Raw genomic sequence first — 20948 nt, 5'->3', positions numbered from 1 at the left:
GATGGAAATCATCTCAATAAGGACCCGGTCAGAGCCGGAACGCTGTGAATCCTAGGCTTTCGGAAAAATTTGGGCCAATGCTGTTAAACACTGGCCTATGCATATTCGGCATAATGCCCGTGTGACGCCGACAGTGCGGCGAGCGTGTGACCTGTTTTGGTGCGTCCCTCAGGAGGACGGTAATGAATCTAGAAAGCAAATGGCTCGAGGACTTCAGTGCCTTGGCCGCGACGCGCAGCTTTTCCCAGGCGGCCGAACGCCGCTTCGTGACGCAACCGGCCTTCAGCCGACGGATCCGCAGCCTTGAAGCGGCGCTGGGGCTGACGCTGGTCAACCGCTCGCGCACGCCGATCGAATTGACGGCGGCGGGGCAGTTATTTCTGGTGACGGCGCGCACGGTGGTCGAGCAATTGGGCGAAGTGCTGCGGCATTTGCATCATCTCGAAGGCGGGCAGGGAGAAGTCATCCAGGTGGCGGCGGCCCACTCCCTGGCGCTGGGCTTCTTCCCCCGTTGGATCGCTCAACTGCGTAACGAAGGCATGAACATCGCCACGCGGCTGGTCGCCACGAACGTCGGCGATGCCGTGCACGCCTTGCGCGAGGGTGGTTGTGACTTGATGCTGGCTTTTTATGACCCCGATTCAGCCATGCAGATGGATCCAGAGATTTTCCCTTCGTTGCACTTGGGCCAGACCGAGATGCTGCCGGTGTGCGCGGCCGATCCACACGCAAGGCCGTTGTTCGACCTCGAAGGCGAAGCCAGCGTGCCGCTGTTGGCCTACAGCGCGGGGGCATTTCTCGGGCGTTCGGTGAACCAATTGCTGCGCCAGCGTGCGCTGCGCTTTACCACGGTGTACGAGACGGCCATGGCCGACAGCCTGAAAAGCATGGCCCTGGAAGGGCTGGGCATCGCCTGGGTGCCTCACCTGAGCGTGCGAAACGAACTGGCCCGGGGCGAGCTGGTGATCTGCGGCGGGGCGCAATGGCATGTCCCGCTGGAGATTCGCCTGTACCGCTGCGCCCTGGTGCGCAAGGCCAATGTGCGGTTGCTGTGGCGCAAGCTCGAGGGTGGGGTGGTGCAGGGTGTCACGGGATCTTGATAGCACTGCAAACCCTGTGGGAGCGAGCCTGCTCGCGATGGCGGACTTGCAGGCAATACTTGCTCGACTGATACACCGCTATCGCGAGCAGGCTCGCTCCCACACAGGGATCTGCAGTGCTGCAAGATTGACTTCTAAGTCAATAAAACCGCCGCTTCAGCACAAAAGGCAGATGGTCGGCGAAAGTGCGTTTAATCCTTCGTTTTCGGTATACTGCCCGGCCTTCGGTCGGTTCATCCGGCCATCATTCGTACAACAAGCCACGCCGGTTTCCTGCGTGGCTTGTTGTTTTTTGACGCGCCCCAGGGCGCCCAGAGAGAAGAGGCACGACGATGAGTGCACTGGTTGGCGTGATCATGGGCTCCAAGTCCGATTGGTCCACCCTTAGCCACACCGCCGATATGCTGGAAAAGCTCGGCATCCCTTACGAGGTGAAAGTGGTGTCTGCCCACCGTACCCCGGACCTGCTGTTCCAGTACGCCGAAGAAGCCGACGCGCGTGGCATCGAAGTGATCATCGCCGGCGCCGGTGGTGCGGCCCACTTGCCAGGCATGTGTGCGGCCAAGACTCATTTGCCAGTACTGGGCGTGCCGGTGCAGTCCTCGATGCTCTCGGGTGTCGATTCGTTGCTATCGATCGTGCAGATGCCGGCCGGCATTCCGGTCGCTACCCTGGCCATCGGCAAGGCCGGCGCGATCAATGCCGCCCTGCTGTCGGCGAGTATCCTGGGCGCCAAGCATCCCCAATTTCATACCGTGCTGAAAAAATTCCGCGCTGAGCAGACAGACAGCGTCCTGGACAATCCGGACCCACGCATTGCCTGAGGTTGTTGAAGAATGAAGATCGGTGTAATCGGTGGCGGCCAGTTGGGTCGCATGTTGGCCCTGGCGGGTACGCCGCTGGGGATGAACTTCGCTTTCCTGGACCCGGCGCCGGACGCCTGTGCCGCTGCCTTGGGTGAACACCTGCGGGCCGATTATGGCGACCAGGATCACTTGCGCCAATTGGCCGATGAGGTCGACCTGGTGACCTTCGAGTTCGAAAGCGTCCCGGCTGAAACCGTGGCCTTCCTGTCCCAGTTCGTCCCGGTCTACCCGAGCGCCGAAGCCCTGCGTATCGCCCGCGACCGTTGGTTCGAAAAGAACATGTTCAAGGACCTGGGCATCCCGACGCCGGCCTTTGCCGACATCCAGTCCCAGGCTGACCTGGAAGCCGCGGTCGCTTCAATTGGCCTGCCGGCCGTGCTCAAGACCCGTACCCTGGGTTACGACGGCAAGGGCCAGAAAGTCCTGCGCAACCCTGAAGATGTCGCCGGCACTTTTGCCGAGCTGGGCAGCGTCGGCTGCCTGCTGGAAGGTTTCGTGCCGTTCACCGGTGAAGTCTCGCTCATCGCCGTGCGTGCCCGCGACGGTGAAATCCGCTTCTACCCGCTGGTGCACAACACCCACAAGGACGGGATTCTCAAGCTGTCCGTCGCCAGCACCGACCATCCACTGCAAGCCCTGGCCGAAGACTACTCCAGCCGCGTGCTCAAGCAGCTTGACTACGTTGGTGTGATGGCGTTCGAGTTCTTCGAAGTGGACGGCGGCCTCAAGGCCAACGAAATCGCCCCGCGTGTCCACAACTCCGGGCACTGGACCACTGAAGGCGCCGAGTGCAGCCAGTTCGAAAACCACCTGCGGGCGGTCGCTGGGTTGCCGCTGGGGTCGACCGCCAAGGTCGGTGAAAGCGCGATGCTGAATTTCATCGGCAAAGTGCCGGACACCGAGAAAGTCCTGGCAATCGCCGACTGCCACCTGCATCACTATGGCAAGGCTTTCAAAGTGGGGCGCAAGGTTGGCCACGCCAACCTGCGTTGCGCCGACCGTGCCACGTTGGCCCAGCAGATCATCAAGGTCGAAACGCTGATCGCCGAACAATAGTCTGCAACGGCGGTGGAACCATTCATCGGCTAACCTCTCTCATGGCTAAGTGCCAAAACCCGATCAGGGTTTTGGCTTAGCGTTCAATCAGAGGGAAATGCCATGGGAATCATCGGAACCATTTTAATCGGCTTGATCGTTGGCCTGCTCGCACGCTTCCTGAAGCCCGGCGATGACAGCATGGGCTGGATCATGACTATCCTGCTCGGTATCGGCGGTTCGTTGGCGGCCACTTACGGCGGCCAGGCCCTGGGCATCTATCAGGCCGGCGAAGGCGCGGGCTTCATCGGCGCCCTGGTGGGTGCCATCGTGTTGCTGGTGATCTACGGCCTGATCAAAAGAAACTGATCAAACCTGATGAAGCCCTCTCCGCGCGGCGCACGGAGAGGGCTAAACTGCCCGGCGTTTCATTCCATTCTTTGCCGAGCCCTTTCATGCGCCGTCTAGTGTTGACCCTTCTTTTGCTGGGCAGTGGCCTGGCCCACGCCGCCGAGCTACCGGAAACCGACTGGCTCGAACTGATGCCCAAGTCGGACCAGAAAGCCCTCGAGGCGATGCCCGAGATCGATCACGACTCCCCCGAAGCCAGTGGCACCTTCACCGAAAAAGGTGGCCTCAAGCAAAGCAAAGGCTTGCCGGCGGTGATGTACTCGACCAAGACCGTGGCGTCGATGAATGACAAGCACCTGCGCATTGGCGGCTATCCGGTTCCTTTGGAAACCGACGCCAAAGGCCGCAGTACGCTGTTTTTCCTGGTGCCTTACCCGGGCGCCTGCATCCACGTTCCCCCGCCGCCGCCCAATCAATTGGTACTGGTGCGCTATCCCAAGGGCGTGAAGCTCGACGACATCTATACGCCGCTGTGGGTCACCGGCACCCTGAAGATCGAGAAGGTCGACAACGACCTGGCGAGCGCGGCGTATGCGCTGGATGCGGAGAAGGTGAGGGTGGTGCAGGAGGCGGATTTGTGACCGGCCGGTTGACCTGACACAGTTCCAATTGTGGGAGCGAGCTTGCTCGCGATGGCGATGCGTCAGTCGACGCGGGTGTTGACTGTCAGTCCGCTATCGCGAGCAAGCTCGCTCCCACAGTAGCCTTGCGGTGTCAGAGCGGCTTGCTGCAAATACTCACGCCAAGGGTATGGCTGGCTTCCGGCAACAACGTCACCGCATCATCCATCACGTTGGCCGTCTCGATGCAAAGCATGCGCTGCCAGCCATCGTCGGCCATGTCGCTGAAGGCCTTGGCGCGCTCGGTCCAGGGGTTCCAGATCACCGCCGAGCGTGATCCGCTAGCGGTCAGTTCTATGCGTCGATTCCAATGGGGGTCGACGATGCTCAGTGTCGGTGGGGTATCGAGATAGATACGGTCGGTTTCACCGACGAAGCGCAGGTCGCCCGCCTGGGTGTGTGTATTCCAGTCGTCCAGCGTCTCGATGTAGTCCAGGTCGTCGACCCCGTCGACCTGTACGTTGCGCACATCGCTGACCGCGAAATAGCTGTGCAGCGCCTGGCTGAGGCTGACGGTCTCGCTGCCTCGGTTATGGCTGGTGAGGCGGATATGCAGTTGCTCATCCATCACGATGGTCAGCGTCAGGTCGACCTGATGGGGCCACCCAGGCAGGCCGTTTTCCGGGTAGGGCAGCACGAATTCGATTTTCAGGCGCTCGCCCACGGCCTCGATGCCTTTCAATTCCCAATCCATCGCTCGCACCAGGCCGTGGGCCGTGGCCGGTTCATTGCTGACGCGCATGGCCTGGATGCTGTCGGGGTTGCGGGTCAGGTTGCCGAACCAGGGCCAGCACACCGGCACACCGGCGCGGATGCTCTTGCCCGCCTTGAACGTAGCCTGGTCATTGAGCCAGATCAGCGGCGGCTGGCCATCCACCTGATAGCTGAGGATATGCGCGCCTTGCTGGGCCACCAGCAACTCGGCCTGACCGTGGCGGATGCGCCAACCGTTCAGTTCATCCAGTTTGACGGCTTCGACATTGGGCGTAGGCATGGGACGCATCTCGTTCAGGAACATGGACTGCAATGGACCGCAAAACGGCCCCCGCGTTTAACGGGCGCGTGGTGGAACCGAGCGAGTGCGGCCACTGCCGTCGATGGCGACGAAGACGAACACCGCTTCGGTGACCTTGCGCCATTCGCTGGACAACGGATCATCGCTCCACACCTCGACCATCATCTGGATCGAGCTGCGGCCGATCTCCAACGCCTGGGTATAGAAGGACAACTGCGCACCCACCGCCACCGGTACCAGGAACGCCATGCGATCAATCGCAACGGTCGCCACGCGGCCGCCCGCCACCTTGCTGGCCATCGCAGTGCCCGCCAGGTCCATCTGGGACACCAGCCAGCCGCCGAAAATGTCGCCGAAGCCGTTGGTATCACGGGGAAGCGCGGTGATTTGCAGGGCCAGGTCGCCTTGCGGGATTGGATCTTCTTGTTCGAGCTCTATCATGCCGGGGGTGCCTCTGACCCGTAACTCTGTCTTGTCTTTCAGGTGAATAGCCGTCTTTGTAAAAAACGATTCAGCCCGAACTGCCACGTTCGTCACGTTTTTCGTAAAGGCGCGCCAAAGGGAAACTCTGCGAAACCGGCTGATCTTGTACTACATCACCAACGGCGTTTTCGCACAGCAACCCCTTACAGAGTGTCGCAAGGTTGCGAGTATATCGGGCGATAGACGTCGAGACGACCACTGGGTTCTGATTTTGACTGTCAATTACGCGCCTCTATGTGCTTTTTCGAACAATTTGCTATCGTGCCGAACCTGCCCGGGCTCTCATCAGTGTTGTCGGGCCGAGAACCGACTATAAGAGAAACCCTTGCCATGACCACTGCGCCTTCGAGCACGGCGACGCCCGCACAACCCGCCCGTCCGCTGACCCGTAACGACTACAAGACCCTGTCGCTTTCTGCCCTGGGCGGCGCGCTGGAGTTCTACGATTTCATTATTTTCGTGTTCTTCGCCACCGTGGTCGGCAAGCTGTTCTTCCCCGCTGAAATGCCCGAATGGCTGCGCCTGATGCAAACGTTTGGCATTTTTGCCGCCGGATATCTGGCCCGGCCGCTGGGCGGGATCATCATGGCTCACTTCGGCGACCTGCTGGGGCGCAAGAAAATGTTCACCCTGAGCATTTTCATGATGGCCGTGCCGACCTTGATCATGGGTTTGTTGCCGACCTACGCGCAGATCGGCATGTGGGCGCCGATTCTCTTGTTGCTGATGCGCGTGATCCAGGGGGCGGCGATCGGTGGCGAGGTACCGGGGGCCTGGGTATTCGTTTCCGAGCACGTGCCGGCGCGCCACATCGGCTACGCCTGCGGCACCCTGACCTGCGGCCTGACGGCGGGGATTCTGTTGGGTTCGTTGGTCGCCACCGCCATCAATAGCATTTATACGCCGGTGGAAGTGGCGGATTACGCTTGGCGAATCCCGTTCCTGCTGGGCGGCGTGTTCGGCCTGTTTTCGGTGTACCTGCGTCGCTGGCTGCACGAAACCCCGGTGTTTGCCGAACTGCAATTGCGCAAGGCCTTGGCCGAAGAAGTGCCGTTGCGCGCCGTGCTGCGCGACCATCGTGGAGCCATTGTCATTTCCATGCTGTTGACTTGGCTGCTGTCGGCCGGCGTCATCGTAGTCATCCTGATGACCCCGACGGTGTTGCAGACGGTGCACCACTTCAGCCCGACTACGGCGCTGCAGGCCAATAGCCTGGCAATCGTATTCCTGAGTTTCGGTTGCATTGGCGCCGGTGTATTGGCCGACCGCTTTGGTGCCGGCCGGGTGTTCGTGTTTGGCAGCGGTTTGTTGTTGATCACGTTCTGGACCTTCTATCACAGCCTGTTCACTCACCCTGAGTGGCTGTTCCCGCTCTACGCCTTGAGTGGCTTGCTGGTGGGCACCATCGGCGCAGTGCCCTACGTCATGGTCAATGCCTTCCCGGCCGTGGTGCGCTTCAGTGGGCTATCGTTTTCCTACAACCTGGCCTACGCAATCTTCGGCGGTTTGACGCCAATGATCGTGACCCTGCTGTTGAAAGAAAGCCCGATGGGGCCGGCGTATTACGTCGCGATCATCTGCGGCATCGGGATGGTGATCGGTGGGTATCTTTGGAAGAAAGGCCGCTAAGCGGCGCCGAACAGCCCTGCGGCGAGGGGATGAATCCCTTCGCCACAACATCCTGCAAACCTCAATGCTGGCCTTTCATCCAATTGTCATATTTCAGCCATAGAGTGTTCACACGGCTTCCCAATACTTGGCCGACTTAACACACCTATCTGCTAGGAGTAAGGCATGAAACTGAAGCGTTTGATGGCGGCAATGACCTTTGTCGCTGCTGGCGTTGCGACTGCCAACGCGGTTGCCGCTGTTGACCCTGCGATCCCGAGCTACACCAAGACCACTGGTGTGTCGGGCAACCTGTCCAGCGTCGGCTCCGATACCCTGGCCAACCTGATGACCTTGTGGGCCGAGAACTACAAGAAAGAATACCCGAACGTAAACATCCAGATTCAGGCCGCCGGTTCCTCCACCGCGCCACCCGCACTCACCGAAGGCACCGCCAACCTGGGCCCGATGAGCCGCAAGATGAAAGACAACGAGCTGCAGGCCTTCGAACAGAAGTACGGCTACAAGCCAACCGCTATCCCGGTTGCCGTGGACGCCCTGGCCGTGTTCGTGCACAAGGACAACCCGATCAAGCACCTGACCATGGCCCAGGTCGATGCGATCTTCTCCTCGACTCGCCTGTGCGGCGCCAAGGCTGACGTCAAGACCTGGGGCGACCTGGGCGTGACCGGCGACCTGGCCAACAAGCCAGTCCAGCTGTTCGGTCGCAACTCGGTGTCCGGCACCTACGGCTACTTCAAGGAAGAAGCCCTGTGCAAGGGCGACTACAAGCCAAACGTCAACGAGCAGCCGGGTTCGGCTTCGGTTGTGCAGTCGATCAGCAGCTCGCTTAACGGCATCGGCTACTCGGGCATCGGCTACAAGACCGCCAGCGTGAAAACCGTTGCCCTGGCCAAGAAAGAAGGCGGCGAGTTCATCGAAGACACCGAAGAAAACGCTCTGAACGGCAAGTACCCGCTGTCGCGTTTCCTCTACGTCTACGTCAACAAGGCGCCGAACAAGCCTCTGGCCCCGCTGGAAGCCGAGTTCGTGAAGCTGATCCTGTCCAAGCAAGGCCAGGAAGTCGTGGTCAAGGACGGCTACATCCCGGTTCCAGCCAAAGTTGCCGCCAAGGCACTGGCTGACCTGGGCCTGCAGGAAGGCGGCAACGTCGCCAAGCAGTAACACCTGAGCCCGGGCCAACGCCCGGGCTGCGGTGGGAGTGCAGACCACTTCCACCGCCCAATTTCCCCATCCGCTGCCGCTTCTAGCTGGCGGCGGATTTGTTGCGTCACTTCGCTGTCATCTTTCTGTCATACAGGATCGCTAGGGTGTGCGCATGAATGATCTGGCCAACTCCACAATGACTACGACTTCCCCTCCCAAGCGCATTGACTTCAATACGCCTGAGCTGCAACGCAAGCGCCGCATTCGTGCGCTCAAGGATCGCCTGACCCGCTGGTACGTGCTGGTGGGCGGCCTCGCCGTCCTGGCGGCCATTACCCTGATTTTCTTTTTCCTCGCCTACGTGGTGCTGCCCCTGTTCCAGGGCGCGGACCTGACCGCCAAGGATTCGATCACCCCAGCCTGGATGCAAGACGCCGGCAAGCCGCTGATGATCGCCATCGAAGAGCAGAACCAAGTGGCCATGCGGGTCTCCGACAAGGGCCAGGCGCTGTTCTACAACCTCGACAGCGGTGCCGAACTGCGCCGCGTCGACCTGCCGGTTCCGGCCGGCGCCAGTGTGACGTCCATTGGTGAAGACCAGCCCGGCAGCCCATTGGTGGCGATCGGCCTGTCCAACGGCCAGGCCCTGGTGTTCCGCCACACTTATAAAGTCAGTTACCCCGATGGCAAGAAAACCATTTCGCCCGCGATCGAATACCCGTACGGCGAGGCGCCGATCGCGCTGAACGAGCAGGGCGCGGCTTTGGAACACGTCAGCCTCAACGCCACCGATTCGACGCTGCTGCTGGCCGGCTCCAGTGGCGCGCAGCTGTATGTGCTGTCGCTGACCAGCGAAGAAAACATGATGACCGGCGAAATCACCAGCGAGCAGACGCGTATCGACCTGCCGCAGATGACCGAGCCGGTGAAGAACATTTTCGTCGACCCGCGCCAGCAGTGGTTGTACGTGGTCAACGGTCGCGCCCAGGCCGACGTGTTCAGCCTGCGGGAAAAGAGCCTGAACGGTCGCTACAAGCTGCTGGAGAACGCCGATGCCCAAGTCACCGCGGCCGCCCAGTTGGTAGGGGGGATTTCGCTGATCATCGGCGACTCCAAGGGTGGCCTGGCCCAGTGGTTCATGGCTCGCGATCCGGACGGTGAATCGCGCTTCAAACAGATTCGTACTTTCCAGATGGGCAGCGCGCCCATCGTCGAGATCAGCGCCGAAGAGCGTCGCAAGGGTTTCGTGGCCCTCGACACCGCCGGCAAGCTCGGCGTGTTCCACAGCACCGCCCACCGCACCTTGCTGGTGGACCAGGTAGTCGACGGCCAAGGTCTGTTCGGCATGTCCCCACGGGCCAACCGCCTGATCGTGGAGCAGGGCGGCAAGCTGCAACCGTTGATGCTGGATAACCCACACCCGGAAGTGTCCTGGAGTGCGTTGTGGAGCAAGGTCTGGTACGAAAACTACGACGAACCCAAATACGTCTGGCAATCGACCGCCGCCAACACTGACTTCGAACCCAAGCTGAGCCTTTCGCCGCTGACCTTCGGCACCTTGAAGGCCGCGTTCTACGCGATGCTGCTGGCCGCGCCGCTGGCGGTTGCCGCCGCGATCTACACTGCGTACTTCATGGCGCCGGGCATGCGCCGCAAGGTCAAACCGGTGATCGAGCTGATGGAAGCGATGCCGACGGTGATCCTCGGCTTCTTCGCCGGCCTGTTTTTGGCGCCGTACGTCGAAGGGCACCTGCCGGGCATCTTCAGCCTGCTGATGTTGCTGCCGATCGGCATCCTCGTCGCCGGCTTCGTCTTCAGCCGCCTGCCGGAATCCATTCGCCTGCGGGTCCCGGATGGCTGGGAAAGCGCGCTGTTGATCCCAGTGATCCTGTTCGTGGGCTGGCTCTCGCTGTACATGAGCCCGTACCTGGAAGCCTGGTTCTTCGGCGGCGACATGCGCATGTGGATTTCCCATGACCTGGGCATCACCTACGACCAGCGCAACGCCTTGGTGGTGGGCCTGGCGATGGGCTTCGCGGTGATCCCGAACATCTACTCCATTGCCGAAGACGCCGTATTCAGCGTGCCGCGCGGCCTGACCCTGGGCTCTCTGGCCCTCGGCGCCACGCCGTGGCAGACCATGACTCGCGTGGTGATCCTCACCGCCAGCCCGGGCATCTTCTCGGCGCTGATGATCGGCATGGGCCGCGCGGTGGGCGAGACCATGATCGTGCTGATGGCCACCGGTAACACGCCGGTCATGGAGATGAACCTGTTCGAAGGCCTGCGCACCCTGGCGGCCAACGTGGCGGTTGAAATGCCTGAGTCCGAAGTCGGGGGCAGCCATTACCGCGTGCTGTTCCTGTCGGCCTTGGTGCTGCTGTTGTTCACCTTCGTCATGAACACCCTCGCCGAGCTGATCCGTCAGCGTCTGCGCAAGAAATATTCGTCGCTTTAAGAAAGGTAGAAGTCTGTGAAACAGAACTCCCTGAAAGGATGGTTCAAGAGCGGCGCCCCTGGCGTCTGGATCAGCGGTGGCGCGGTGTCCATCGCGGTCATCATGACCATTGGCCTGCTGGCGGTGATTGCCGTGCGCGGCCTCGGCCACTTCTGGCCGGCGGACCTGATCCACGCCAATTACAACGTGCCGGGCATGCCTGCGCACCTGGTGGTAGGCGAAGTCGTACAGAAAGAAGAAGTGCCTCGCGAGCGCCTGAAAAGTGCTGGCCTGCCGGTGCCGGACGAAGGCCCTGAGTTCATGACCCGTGAATTGGTCAAGGTCGGCAACCGTGACCTCAACGGCACCGACTTCACCTGGATCGTCGGCGACTGGCTGACCAACCAGACCACACCACCGGAGCTGATGGCCCTTGAGCGCCGCGAGTGGGGCAATTTTTACGGCTACCTGGTCAACGTCAAGGAACAAGGCAAGGTCATCGCCGAGGGCGAAGCGGCGTGGCCGCAGTTGCAGGCGCGTATCGAGCGGGTCAACCAATTGGCCGACGAGCTCAAGACCCTGGAAAAAACCGACATCGGCGCGATCAACGCTGGCCTGGAGCGCATCCGCCTGCACGGTCGCAAGCTGGAGCTGGACGGCAAGCTCGACGCCGCCGCCCAGGCCGACCTGGAAAGCGAACGCGCCGAACTCAACGCTCGCTACAAGGACATCGAGGCGCGCCTGGCCGACCTGCATGGCCAGTTCAATCGCGACAGCCTGACGGCCCGCGATGCCAACGGCAAGGAAGTGGAAATCGAAATCGGCAAAGTGGTGCATGCCTACCAGCCAAACGGCATGGGCACGCTCACCAAGCTGGGTTTCTATTTCAGCAAGGTCTGGGAATTCCTCAGCGACGATCCGCGTGAAGCCAACACCGAAGGCGGTATCTTCCCGGCGATTTTCGGCACCGTGATGATGACCCTCATCATGGCAATGATCGTGACGCCGTTCGGCGTGCTGGCGGCGGTTTACCTGCGTGAATACGCGCGCCAGGGGACGATGACCCGTCTGATCCGCATTGCGGTGAACAACCTCGCCGGTGTCCCGGCCATCGTCTACGGCGTGTTCGGCCTGGGCTTCTTCGTCTACGTGCTGGGCGGTTCGGTTGACCGACTGTTCTTCCCCGAAGCCTTGCCGGCGCCGACTTTCGGTACCCCAGGCCTGCTCTGGGCATCGTTGACCCTGGCGTTGCTGGCGGTGCCGGTGGTAATCGTCGCCACCGAAGAAGGTCTGGCAAGGATTCCACGTACCGTGCGCGAAGGCTCTCTGGCCCTCGGCGCGACCAAGGCCGAGACCCTGTGGAAAATCGTCCTGCCGATGGCGAGCCCGGCGATGATGACCGGCATGATCCTCGCGGTGGCCCGTGCCGCTGGCGAAGTTGCGCCGTTGATGTTGGTGGGTGTGGTGAAACTGGCGCCGTCGCTGCCGCTGGATGGCAACTACCCGTACCTGCACCTGGACCAGAAGATCATGCACCTGGGCTTCCATATCTATGACGTCGGCTTCCAGAGCCCGAACGTAGAGGCTGCCCGGCCGTTGGTCTACGCCACGGCGCTGCTGCTGGTGCTGGTGATCGCGATCCTGAACCTGTCGGCGGTGTGGATTCGTAACCACCTGCGCGAAAAGTACAAAGCACTGGATAGTTGATTACACATCGATTTCCTGTGGGAGCGAGCCTGCTCGCGATGGCATCACCTCGGTTCTAAAATCAGACCGAGTCGCCTGAATCGCGAGCAGGCTCGCTCCCACACATACACAGATTGGCCTGGCCACTCATTGGCCAACCGAACCGAATTTGTTAGCACAGGGAGCCTCCCATGCAACACGAAGCACACACACACGGCATCAACATGTCGGCCCTGGGCCGCGACAAGCAGAGCTTGAACCTGGCTCAGGAAACCGTCGCCATCGAAGTGCCCGGCCTGAACCTGTTCTACGGCCAGAAGCAGGCGTTGTACGACGTCAGCCTGAACATCCCGAAACAGCGCGTCACCGCGTTCATCGGCCCGTCGGGCTGCGGCAAGTCGACCTTGCTGCGCACCTTCAACCGCATGAACGACCTGGTGGACGGTTGCCGCGTCGAAGGCGAGATCAACCTCTACGGCAACAACATCTACCGCAAGGGCGAAGACGTGGCCGAGCTGCGCCGCCGCGTTGGCATGGTGTTCCAGAAGCCCAACCCGTTCCCGAAAACCATCTACGAGAACGTGGTCTACGGCCTGCGCATCCAGGGCATCAACAAGAAGCGGGTCCTCGACGAAGCCGTGGAATGGGCCCTCAAGGGCGCGGCGCTGTGGGACGAGGTCAAGGATCGCCTGCACGATTCGGCCCTGGGCCTGTCCGGCGGTCAGCAGCAACGTCTGGTCATCGCCCGCACCATCGCGGTGGAGCCGGAAGTCCTGCTGCTCGACGAACCTTGCTCGGCACTGGACCCGATCTCGACACTGAAGGTCGAGGAGCTGATCTACGAGCTCAAGTCCAAGTTCACCATCGTCATCGTGACCCACAATATGCAGCAGGCGGCGCGTGTGTCCGACTACACCGCGTTCATGTACATGGGCAAGCTGGTGGAGTTCGGCGACACCGATACCTTGTTTACCAATCCGGCCATGAAGCAGACCGAGGATTACATCACAGGTCGCTATGGCTAGCCCTAGAGCCGCAAGCGTCAAGCTGCAAGCGGCAAGTAAAAAGCGATCCGAGTAACGACACACATCAGCTTGCAGCTTGAAGCTTGCAGCTCACAGCTTTTGCGGAGCAAAACCATGATTTCGAAGGAAGGCCTCACTCATCACATTTCCGCGCAATTCAACGCCGAGCTTGAAGAGGTGCGCAGCCACCTGCTGGCGATGGGCGGGCTGGTGGAAAAGCAGGTCAATGACGCGGTGACAGCGCTGATCGAGGCCGATTCCGGCCTGGCCCAGCAGGTGCGCGAGATCGATGACCAGATCAACCAGATGGAACGCAACATCGACGAAGAGTGCCTGCGCATCCTTGCCCGTCGCCAGCCGGCCGCTTCCGACCTGCGCCTGATCATCAGCATCTCCAAGTCGGTGATCGACCTTGAGCGGATCGGCGACGAAGCCACCAAGATCGCCCGTCGTGCCATCCAATTGTGCGAAGAAGGCGAAGCCCCGCGCGGTTACGTCGAGGTTCGCCACATTGGCGACCAGGTGCGCAACATGGTCCGCGACGCGCTGGACGCCTTTGCCCGTTTCGACGCCGACCTGGCGCTGTCGGTGGCGCAGTACGACAAGATCATCGACCGCGAATACAAGACCGCCCTGCGTGAACTGGCGACCTACATGATGGAAGACCCACGCTCTATCTCGCGGGTGTTGAGCATCATCTGGGTGCTGCGTTCCCTGGAGCGTATCGGCGATCATGCGCGCAACATCTCCGAATTGGTCATCTACCTGGTGCGTGGCACCGATGTGCGCCACATGGGGCTCAAGCGGATGAAGGAAGAAGTGGAGGGCACCCCGTCCGAAACCGCTAATGTTCCCGGTGAAACTGACGATAAGTAAGATTGCCAAGAAAAGCGCCCGGCCTTCTGGTCGGGCTTTTTTTTGCGCTTTTTTTAGTCGAAAGCAGCACCCCGCGAACGAAAAGTCCCGGCGTGACTGAAGCTTTTTGGCAATATGCCATCAGTAAGGCGGTATGCTTGCCGGGATTTTTTAGAGGTGTATCTGGATGAGTAAGGTCAGTGTGTTGGTCGTGGACGATGCTTCGTTCATTCGTGACTTGGTGAAGAAGTGCCTGCGCAACTACTTCCCAGGTATCCGCATCGAAGACGCGGTGAACGGCAAGAAAGCCCAGGCCCTGCTGGCCCGTGAAGCGTTCGACCTGGTGCTGTGCGACTGGGAAATGCCGGAGATGTCCGGCCTGGAACTGTTGACCTGGTGCCGCCAGCAGGACAACCTCAAAGGCATGCCCTTCGTGATGGTGACCAGCCGTGGCGACAAGGAGAACGTGGTCCAGGCCATCCAGGCCGGCGTATCCGGCTACGTCAGCAAGCCTTTCACCAATGAACAGCTGCTGACCAAGGTCAAACAGGCCCTGAACAAGGTTGGCAAGCTCGACACACTCATGAACAGCGCGCCGACCAAGATGAACTCGGCGTTTGGCAATGACTCCCTCAGCGCCCTGACCGGTGGCAAGCCCCCGACGGCGGCTGTTGCGTCGGCCCCCGCCGCCCCTGTGCCCGCCCCAGCTGCTCCAGCCCGTGGTTTGCTCAACAGCCCGCCGGTCAAGGCACCGGCCGCCACCGCTTCGCCGACCAACCGTGGCCAAGGCCAGTTGCGCCTGTCCAGCGGCACCCAGCAATGCGTGATCAAGGCCCTGAGCCTCAAGGAAGCGCTGCTGGTGGTCAAGCGCACCGATACGCTGCCGCAAGTGCTGGAAAGCTCGGTACTGGATATGGAACAGGGCGACAACGCCGAGACCGCTCGTCTGAACGGCTACCTGCACGCCATCGTCGCCCATGAGCAGACGCCCGACAGCGAATGGTTGCAACTGACCTTCCGCTTCGTCGACAAAGACCCGCAGAAACTCGACTATATCTCCCGCCTGATTGCCCGTGGCACGGCGCAGAAGCACTTCGTACCGGGCGCCTGATACGGCGGCGCCCCTCAGTCCGCTTTCGTCGGATCGCCGCCCGGAGCAAGCTCGCTCCCACACTGATCTGTGTTTGTCACAAAATTTGTGTCCGCAGCAGATCCCTTGTGGGAGCGAGCCTGCTCGCGAAGAGGCCATCAGCTCCAACACCGACCGCTGATCCATTTTTGAAACATCTGCCGACTACGCTGGTCCATCCCAGCTGCTAGGCTGCTTTGCAGGCCTTCATTTCGACAGAATTCTTGCCCATGCTCGTGCCGTTGTTGTTCGCCTGTGGTCTCGTCCTGGCCGCCACCCCGGCCCTGGCCATGACCATCTACAAATCCACCGATGCCAATGGCGTGGTTTCCTATAGCGACCGCCCCAGCAAAGGCGCCCAGGTGTTCGTGTTCCGTGATCGGATGGTCGAACGCCTGGAGCGGCAGGTGTTCCTCGATATCAAGAAGCAGAAGGGCGCGGACGCGGTTTACGTGCGCAATGACCTGTATGCGCCCGTCGAGATCGAGCTGAGTTTCGTCGGGTTGCGCAACGTCAGCGGGGCGCCGAGCCGGCCGATTCGTCGGGTGATGCCAGCGCGCAGCAACCTGCGCCTGGCGCTGCTCACCGCCACCCGGCCCGGCAGGCCCCTCGTGTACACCCCAAGGTTCGAATATTCCCTGGGCGACCCGGCAGGCACCGCGCAGGCGTATCGCTACCCGCTGCCCTGGGTCGGCGGGCCGTTTCGACTGAGCCAGGGTGCCAATGGCCAATACAGCCACTACGGTCCCAAGAACCGCTACGCCATGGACATCGCGATGCCCGAGGGCACGCCGATCATCGCGGCGCGGGGCGGCGTGGTGGTCAAGACCGAGAACGCGCAGACCGGACGCGGCACCGACCCTTCCGGCAACTTCGTGCGCGTGCTGCATGACGACGGGACCATGGGTGTCTATCTGCACCTGCAAAAGGGCTCGGTGAGCGTACGGGAAGGGCAGCGGGTGGCGGTCGGTACGCCGTTGGCGCTCTCGGGAAACACCGGCAACAGCTCCGGCCCGCACCTGCATTTCGTGGTGCAGCGCAATACCGGGTTGGGGCTGGTGTCGATTCCCTACCAGTTCAACCAACCGGTGGGCGACCTGCCCAATTTTGCGGTGGGCAAGCAGTAGCACTGTAGGGTTGTGGAGGGAGCTTTTGTGGCGAGGGGATTTATCCCCGCTGGGTCGCGAAGCGGCCCCGACACTGCCAACTCAATCTATCTGCCACATCGAGTTGTTAGGTTTTAGGGCTGCCTCGCAGCCCAGCGGGGATAAATCCCCTCGCCACAGGGACCTTCAATGCCAGGGCTGACACTCAATCGAGCATCAACACCTTCGCCAGGATGATCTTGGGCCCCTTCATCTTCTTGATGATGATCCGCAGGCCTTCCACTTCCAGCACTTCTTCCTCTTCCGGCACGCGCTTGAGGGTTTCATAGACCAGCCCGGCCAGGGTCTCGGCCTCGATGTGGTCCAGGTCGATCCCCAACAGGCGTTCGACCTTGAACAGCGGCGTGTCGCCGCGCACCAGCAGCTTGCCCGGCTGGTAGGCCAGGATGCCGCGCTCGGCCTTGCGGTGTTCGTCCTGGATGTCGCCCACCAGCACTTCCAACACGTCTTCCATGGTCAGGTAGCCGATGATGTTGCCATCGGCTTCCTCGACCACGGCGAAGTGCGAGCCGCCCTTGCGGAATTGTTCAAGTAATTGCGACAACGGCATGTGCCGCGACACGCGCTCCAATGGCCGGGTCAGTTCGGCCAGGTTGAACGATTCGGGAATGTGATCCAGGGCCGCCAGTTCCAGCAGCAGGTCCTTGATGTGCAGCAGGCCGACGAACTCCTGGCGCTCGCTGTCGTACACCGGATAACGGCTGAACTTGTGGCGGCGGAACATCGCCAGGATTTCCTTGAGCGGCGCGTTGAACTCCAGCGTCACCAGGTCTTCCCGGGAGTTGGCCCAGTCCACCACTTCCAGCTCGCCCATTTCCACGGCGGAAGCCAGCACGCGCATGCCTTGGTCGCTTGGGTCCTGGCCACGGCTGGAGTGCAGGATCAGCTTCAACTCTTCGCGGCTGTAGTGGTGTTCATGATGAGGCCCGGGCTCGCCTTGGCCGGCGATGCGCAGGATGGCGTTGGCGCTGGCATTGAGCAGGTAGATCGCCGGGTACATGGCCCAGTAGAACAGGTACAACGGCGCGGCCGTCCACAGGGACAGCAGCTCGGGTTTGCGAATCGCCCAGGATTTGGGCGCCAACTCGCCGACCACGATGTGCAGGTAGGAAATGATGAAGAACGCAGTGAAGAACGACACGCCCTTGATCACTTCCGGCGACTCGACACCGATCGCGCCCAGCAACGGCTCGAGGATATGGGCGAACGCCGGCTCACCGACCCAGCCCAGGCCCAGGGAGGCGAGGGTAATACCCAGCTGGCAAGCCGACAGGTAGGCGTCGAGCTGGCTATGGACAGTGCGCAGGATATGCCCACGCCAGCCATGCTGCTCGGCGATGGCCTCGACCCGGGTCGAGCGCAGCTTGACCATGGCGAACTCCGCCGCAACGAAAAATCCGTTGAGCAGGACCAGGATCAAAGCAAAGAGAATCATGCCGAATTCGGCGAAGAGCGTAACGAGGGACAAGCCAGGGGAAGGGTCCATGATGGAGTTTTGCAGGTTCCGTAAGTGCGTAAGGTTCGAAATCAGTGCCTGAAAAGGCAGGCATAAGTCAGCCAATGTAGCGGCTGACTTGGCGATTGCCTAGAGGGAAGGGCTGGTCGGCGTCACTCGTCGCGGTTGGGAAGGCGCGTGCGAACCACCTGTGCTGGAGCGAAATGGCAGGTGAAGGTGCTGCCGTGACCGGGCACGCTGCTGATTTCCATGCGTGCACGGTGGCGCAACAAGACGTGTTTGACGATGGCCAGTCCCAGCCCCGTGCCGCCGGTGTTGGAGTTGCGGCTGGAGTCGACCCGGTAGAAGCGTTCGGTCAAGCGCGGCAGGTGCTTGCTGTCGATGCCGATACCGGAATCGCGCACGCTCAGGTGCGCGCCCTGTTCATCGCCCCACCAGCGGACGTGGATCCGTCCTTGTTCGGGCGTGTACTTGACCGCGTTGAACACCAGGTTGGAAAACGCGCTGCGCAGTTCCGCCTCGCTGCCTTTGAGCTGGACGGCCGGGTCGGCTTCGAGGGTGATGGCCTGTTGCTTGGGGCCGGACAGTTCCTGTGCATCCTCGACGATGATCTGCAGAAGTTCGTCGATGGGTACCGGCTGGTTGTCCGACGGGTAATCGGTGGCTTCCAGTTTCGCCAGCAGCAGCAAATCGTTGAGCAAGGTCTGCATGCGCCCGCCTTGTTGCTGCATCTGCTGCAAGGCCCGGCTCCAGCGCGGGTTCACTTCCTCGACGTTGTCGAGCAAGGTTTCCAGGTAACCGCAGATCACCGTCAGCGGGGTACGCAGCTCGTGGGACACGTTGGCGATGAAATCCTTGCGCATCTGTTCCAGCTGATGGATGCGCGTCACGTCCCGCACCAGCATCAAATGCTCGTTGTTGCCGTAGCGGGTGATGTAGAGCTGGATGCGCAATCGATCGTTGGTGGGCGAAGGGATTTCCAGCGGTTCGGCGTAGTTGTCCTGCTCGAAATATTCCTTGAACCGCGGATGGCGAACCAGGTTGGTCACCGGTTGGCCACTGTCCTGGGGGGTCTTGAGGCCCAGCAGGGTTTCGGCGGCGCGGTTCCACCACTCCAGGTTGCCTTCGCTGTCGAGCATGATCACCGCGTCTTTGAGCGCCGCGGTGGATTCCTGGACGCGGTCGATCACCGCTTGCAGGCGGCCACGAACGCGCTGGTCGCGCCGTTGCAGATGATAGATGCTGTCGAACACCTCGCCCCACAGCCCGTAGCCATCGGGCGGGGCTTCGTCGGGTTGGTGCAGGCGCAGCCACTCATGCAGGCGCAGCAATTGCTTGAGGGTCCAGGCAAGGTAAAGCGCCAGCCCCACGGCCAGGCTCCAGCCGTAATATCCGGTGATCAGGCCGATCAACAGGCATCCGGTAACCAGCAACAACATATGGCGGATGAGGGTGCCATGCCAGTTTTGATTCACGTGAACGCGCGTCCTTGTCAGCTTGTCGGGCGGTAAGGGCTCGTATCAGGCCTTTGTCGAGAAACGATACCCGGTGCCGCGCACGGTTTGTACCAGATTCTCGTAGGCATCGCCGAGGGCCTTGCGCAGGCGCCGGATGTGTACGTCCACGGTGCGTTCCTCGACGTACACGTTGCCGCCCCAGACCTGGTCCAGCAGCTGCCCGCGGGTGTAGGCGCGCTCCTGGTGAGTCATGAAGAATTGCAGCAGGCGGTATTCGGTCGGGCCCATCTCGGCGGGCTTGCCGTCGATGGTCACCCGGTGGCTGATCGGGTCGAGCAGCAGGCCGCCGACTTCGATGGGCGCTTCGCCATCCGTCGGCCCGGCACGACGCAGCACGGCCTTGAGGCGCGCCACCAGTTCCCGAGGGGAAAACGGCTTGGTGATGTAGTCGTCGGCGCCGACTTCCAGGCCCTGGATCTTGTTGTCCTCTTCCCCCTTGGCGGTGAGCATGATGATCGGAATGTCGCCGGTCAGCTCATCGCGCTTGAGGCGCCGCGCCAATTCGATGCCAGACGTGCCGGGCAGCATCCAGTCCAGCAAAATCAGGTCCGGCTTGCGGTCGACGATGATGGCGTGGGCCTGTTGGGAGTTCTCTGCTTCCATGCAGTCATAGCCGGCCATCTCCAACGCAACGGCGATCATCTCGCGAATGGGCGCCTCGTCGTCGACGATCAGAATGCTCCTGCCAACCATGGGTTAATCCTCTTGTCATTTAACTGTCTTGCGCCGCATTAGATAACGGAATTATTGCAGTCGTGTGACAGTTATTTCCTGAGGCGGCAGCAAAGGGGATCCTGGACTACGCTTTGAGTCCGAATCCTGACAACTGCAAAGGAAGGTTTCCATGACGCGCGTGAATGTTTCTCTCAAAGCCCTGCTGATATCTGCTGCCCTGGTTCTGCCTGGATTGGCGATGGCTGCCGAGCCTGCAATGGAGAAGGATGGCATGTTCACTGACCACAAGGGTATGACCCTTTATACCTTTGCCAAGGACTCGGCCGGCAAGTCCGCATGCAATGGCCAGTGCGCGGTTAATTGGCCGCCGCTGATGGCCGAGAAAGGAGATGAATCCAAGGGGGACTGGACCGTGATCAAGCGTGACGATGACTCGATGCAGTGGGCCTACAAGGGTAAACCACTGTACACCTTCGTAATGGACAAGGAGGCCGGAGACATGACTGGCGACGGCAAGATGGACGGTGCATGGAAAGTGGCCAAGACTAAATGACCTTCGGCGTTCAGATTGCGCTTGTGGAAGCTTGCTCCCGCTGGGCCGGTCCGACGCTTCGGGCGAAGCGGCCCCACAATCCAGCGGTCGCTGCGCTACCGAGCGGGAGCAAGCTTCCTTGAGCAACATCGAGCCTTCACGCCA

General features: G+C 61.2%; 19 protein-coding genes. 14 read left to right on the top strand and 5 right to left on the bottom strand.

Annotation, left to right across the window (positions count from 1 at the left end):
* Positions 1-182: 182 nt before the first annotated feature.
* From J3P90_RS25765 to J3P90_RS25745, 5 genes are all read left to right on the top strand, one after another.
* Positions 183-1100, top strand: a complete 918-nt coding sequence (locus tag J3P90_RS25765; protein ID WP_420767105.1) for a LysR substrate-binding domain-containing protein — start codon at positions 183-185, stop codon at positions 1098-1100.
* 332 nt (positions 1101-1432) lie between these two features.
* Positions 1433-1924: a 5-(carboxyamino)imidazole ribonucleotide mutase gene (purE, locus tag J3P90_RS25760; RefSeq protein ID WP_420767106.1), complete on the top strand. Its 492-nt coding sequence runs from the start codon at positions 1433-1435 to the stop codon at positions 1922-1924.
* 12 nt (positions 1925-1936) lie between these two features.
* Positions 1937-3022, top strand: a complete 1086-nt coding sequence (locus J3P90_RS25755) for a 5-(carboxyamino)imidazole ribonucleotide synthase (protein WP_420767107.1) — start codon at positions 1937-1939, stop codon at positions 3020-3022.
* A gap of 102 nt (positions 3023-3124) precedes the next feature.
* The gene (locus J3P90_RS25750; protein WP_186611365.1) at positions 3125-3370 is read left to right on the top strand and encodes a GlsB/YeaQ/YmgE family stress response membrane protein; all 246 of its coding nucleotides are present in this window, start codon (positions 3125-3127) and stop codon (positions 3368-3370) included.
* 86 nt (positions 3371-3456) lie between these two features.
* On the top strand, positions 3457-3993 hold the full coding sequence (locus J3P90_RS25745) for a DUF3299 domain-containing protein (protein ID WP_082112055.1): 537 nt from the start codon (positions 3457-3459) through the stop codon (positions 3991-3993).
* 133 nt (positions 3994-4126) lie between these two features.
* Here J3P90_RS25745 and J3P90_RS25740 read toward each other — a convergent pair whose 3' ends face one another.
* Together J3P90_RS25740 and J3P90_RS25735 are read right to left on the bottom strand one after the other, a co-directional pair.
* On the bottom strand, positions 4127-5026 hold the full coding sequence (locus tag J3P90_RS25740) for a D-hexose-6-phosphate mutarotase (protein WP_434675578.1): 900 nt from the start codon (positions 5024-5026) through the stop codon (positions 4127-4129).
* A 57-nt stretch (positions 5027-5083) separates the two neighbouring features.
* A complete protein-coding gene (locus tag J3P90_RS25735) occupies positions 5084-5488 on the bottom strand; it encodes an acyl-CoA thioesterase (RefSeq protein ID WP_030139126.1) in 405 nt (134 codons plus the stop codon).
* 372 nt (positions 5489-5860) lie between these two features.
* Here J3P90_RS25735 and J3P90_RS25730 point away from each other — a divergent pair, with 372 nt between their 5' ends.
* From J3P90_RS25730 to J3P90_RS25695, 8 genes are all read left to right on the top strand, one after another.
* Entirely contained in the window at positions 5861-7159 is a 1299-nt protein-coding gene (locus tag J3P90_RS25730; protein WP_420767109.1) for an MFS transporter, read from the top strand.
* A 165-nt stretch (positions 7160-7324) separates the two neighbouring features.
* Positions 7325-8323 (top strand): phosphate ABC transporter substrate-binding protein PstS, encoded by a 999-nt coding sequence (locus tag J3P90_RS25725; RefSeq protein WP_053127032.1) that lies wholly within the window; start codon positions 7325-7327, stop codon positions 8321-8323.
* A gap of 406 nt (positions 8324-8729) precedes the next feature.
* Positions 8730-10763 carry an ABC transporter permease subunit gene (locus J3P90_RS25720; protein ID WP_434611693.1) on the top strand — a complete coding sequence of 678 codons (2034 nt, stop codon included), beginning with the start codon at positions 8730-8732 and terminating at the stop codon, positions 10761-10763.
* Between the two features lie 15 nt (positions 10764-10778).
* Positions 10779-12449 (top strand): phosphate ABC transporter permease PstA, encoded by a 1671-nt coding sequence (gene pstA, locus J3P90_RS25715; protein ID WP_420767112.1) that lies wholly within the window; start codon positions 10779-10781, stop codon positions 12447-12449.
* 170 nt (positions 12450-12619) lie between these two features.
* A complete protein-coding gene (gene pstB / locus J3P90_RS25710) occupies positions 12620-13453 on the top strand; it encodes a phosphate ABC transporter ATP-binding protein PstB (protein ID WP_420767113.1) in 834 nt (277 codons plus the stop codon).
* Between the two features lie 114 nt (positions 13454-13567).
* Complete coding sequence (phoU, locus tag J3P90_RS25705) at positions 13568-14329, top strand: phosphate signaling complex protein PhoU (protein ID WP_030139132.1); 762 nt, start codon at positions 13568-13570, stop codon at positions 14327-14329.
* A gap of 166 nt (positions 14330-14495) precedes the next feature.
* Positions 14496-15419 carry a response regulator gene (locus J3P90_RS25700; RefSeq protein WP_434649632.1) on the top strand — a complete coding sequence of 308 codons (924 nt, stop codon included), beginning with the start codon at positions 14496-14498 and terminating at the stop codon, positions 15417-15419.
* Between the two features lie 248 nt (positions 15420-15667).
* Positions 15668-16564 (top strand): peptidoglycan DD-metalloendopeptidase family protein, encoded by an 897-nt coding sequence (locus tag J3P90_RS25695; RefSeq protein ID WP_434675577.1) that lies wholly within the window; start codon positions 15668-15670, stop codon positions 16562-16564.
* A 184-nt stretch (positions 16565-16748) separates the two neighbouring features.
* Here J3P90_RS25695 and J3P90_RS25690 read toward each other — a convergent pair whose 3' ends face one another.
* From J3P90_RS25690 to phoB, 3 genes are all read right to left on the bottom strand, one after another.
* Positions 16749-18089: a hemolysin family protein gene (locus tag J3P90_RS25690; RefSeq protein WP_420767116.1), complete on the bottom strand. Its 1341-nt coding sequence runs from the start codon at positions 18087-18089 to the stop codon at positions 16749-16751.
* A gap of 122 nt (positions 18090-18211) precedes the next feature.
* Complete coding sequence (gene phoR / locus J3P90_RS25685) at positions 18212-19498, bottom strand: phosphate regulon sensor histidine kinase PhoR (RefSeq protein ID WP_434676605.1); 1287 nt, start codon at positions 19496-19498, stop codon at positions 18212-18214.
* Positions 19499-19579: 81 nt separating this feature from the next.
* Positions 19580-20269 (bottom strand): phosphate regulon transcriptional regulator PhoB, encoded by a 690-nt coding sequence (gene phoB / locus J3P90_RS25680; protein WP_003177195.1) that lies wholly within the window; start codon positions 20267-20269, stop codon positions 19580-19582.
* 151 nt (positions 20270-20420) lie between these two features.
* Between phoB and J3P90_RS25675 the strand changes: the two genes are divergently transcribed.
* Positions 20421-20804 carry a COG4315 family predicted lipoprotein gene (locus J3P90_RS25675; RefSeq protein WP_434649634.1) on the top strand — a complete coding sequence of 128 codons (384 nt, stop codon included), beginning with the start codon at positions 20421-20423 and terminating at the stop codon, positions 20802-20804.
* Positions 20805-20948: the final 144 nt, after the last annotated feature.

The organism is Pseudomonas sp. D3-10 (assembly GCF_051132175.1).
Taxonomy (GTDB): Bacteria; Pseudomonadota; Gammaproteobacteria; order Pseudomonadales; family Pseudomonadaceae; genus Aquipseudomonas.
This window is presented reverse-complemented; position numbering and strand designations above follow the sequence as displayed.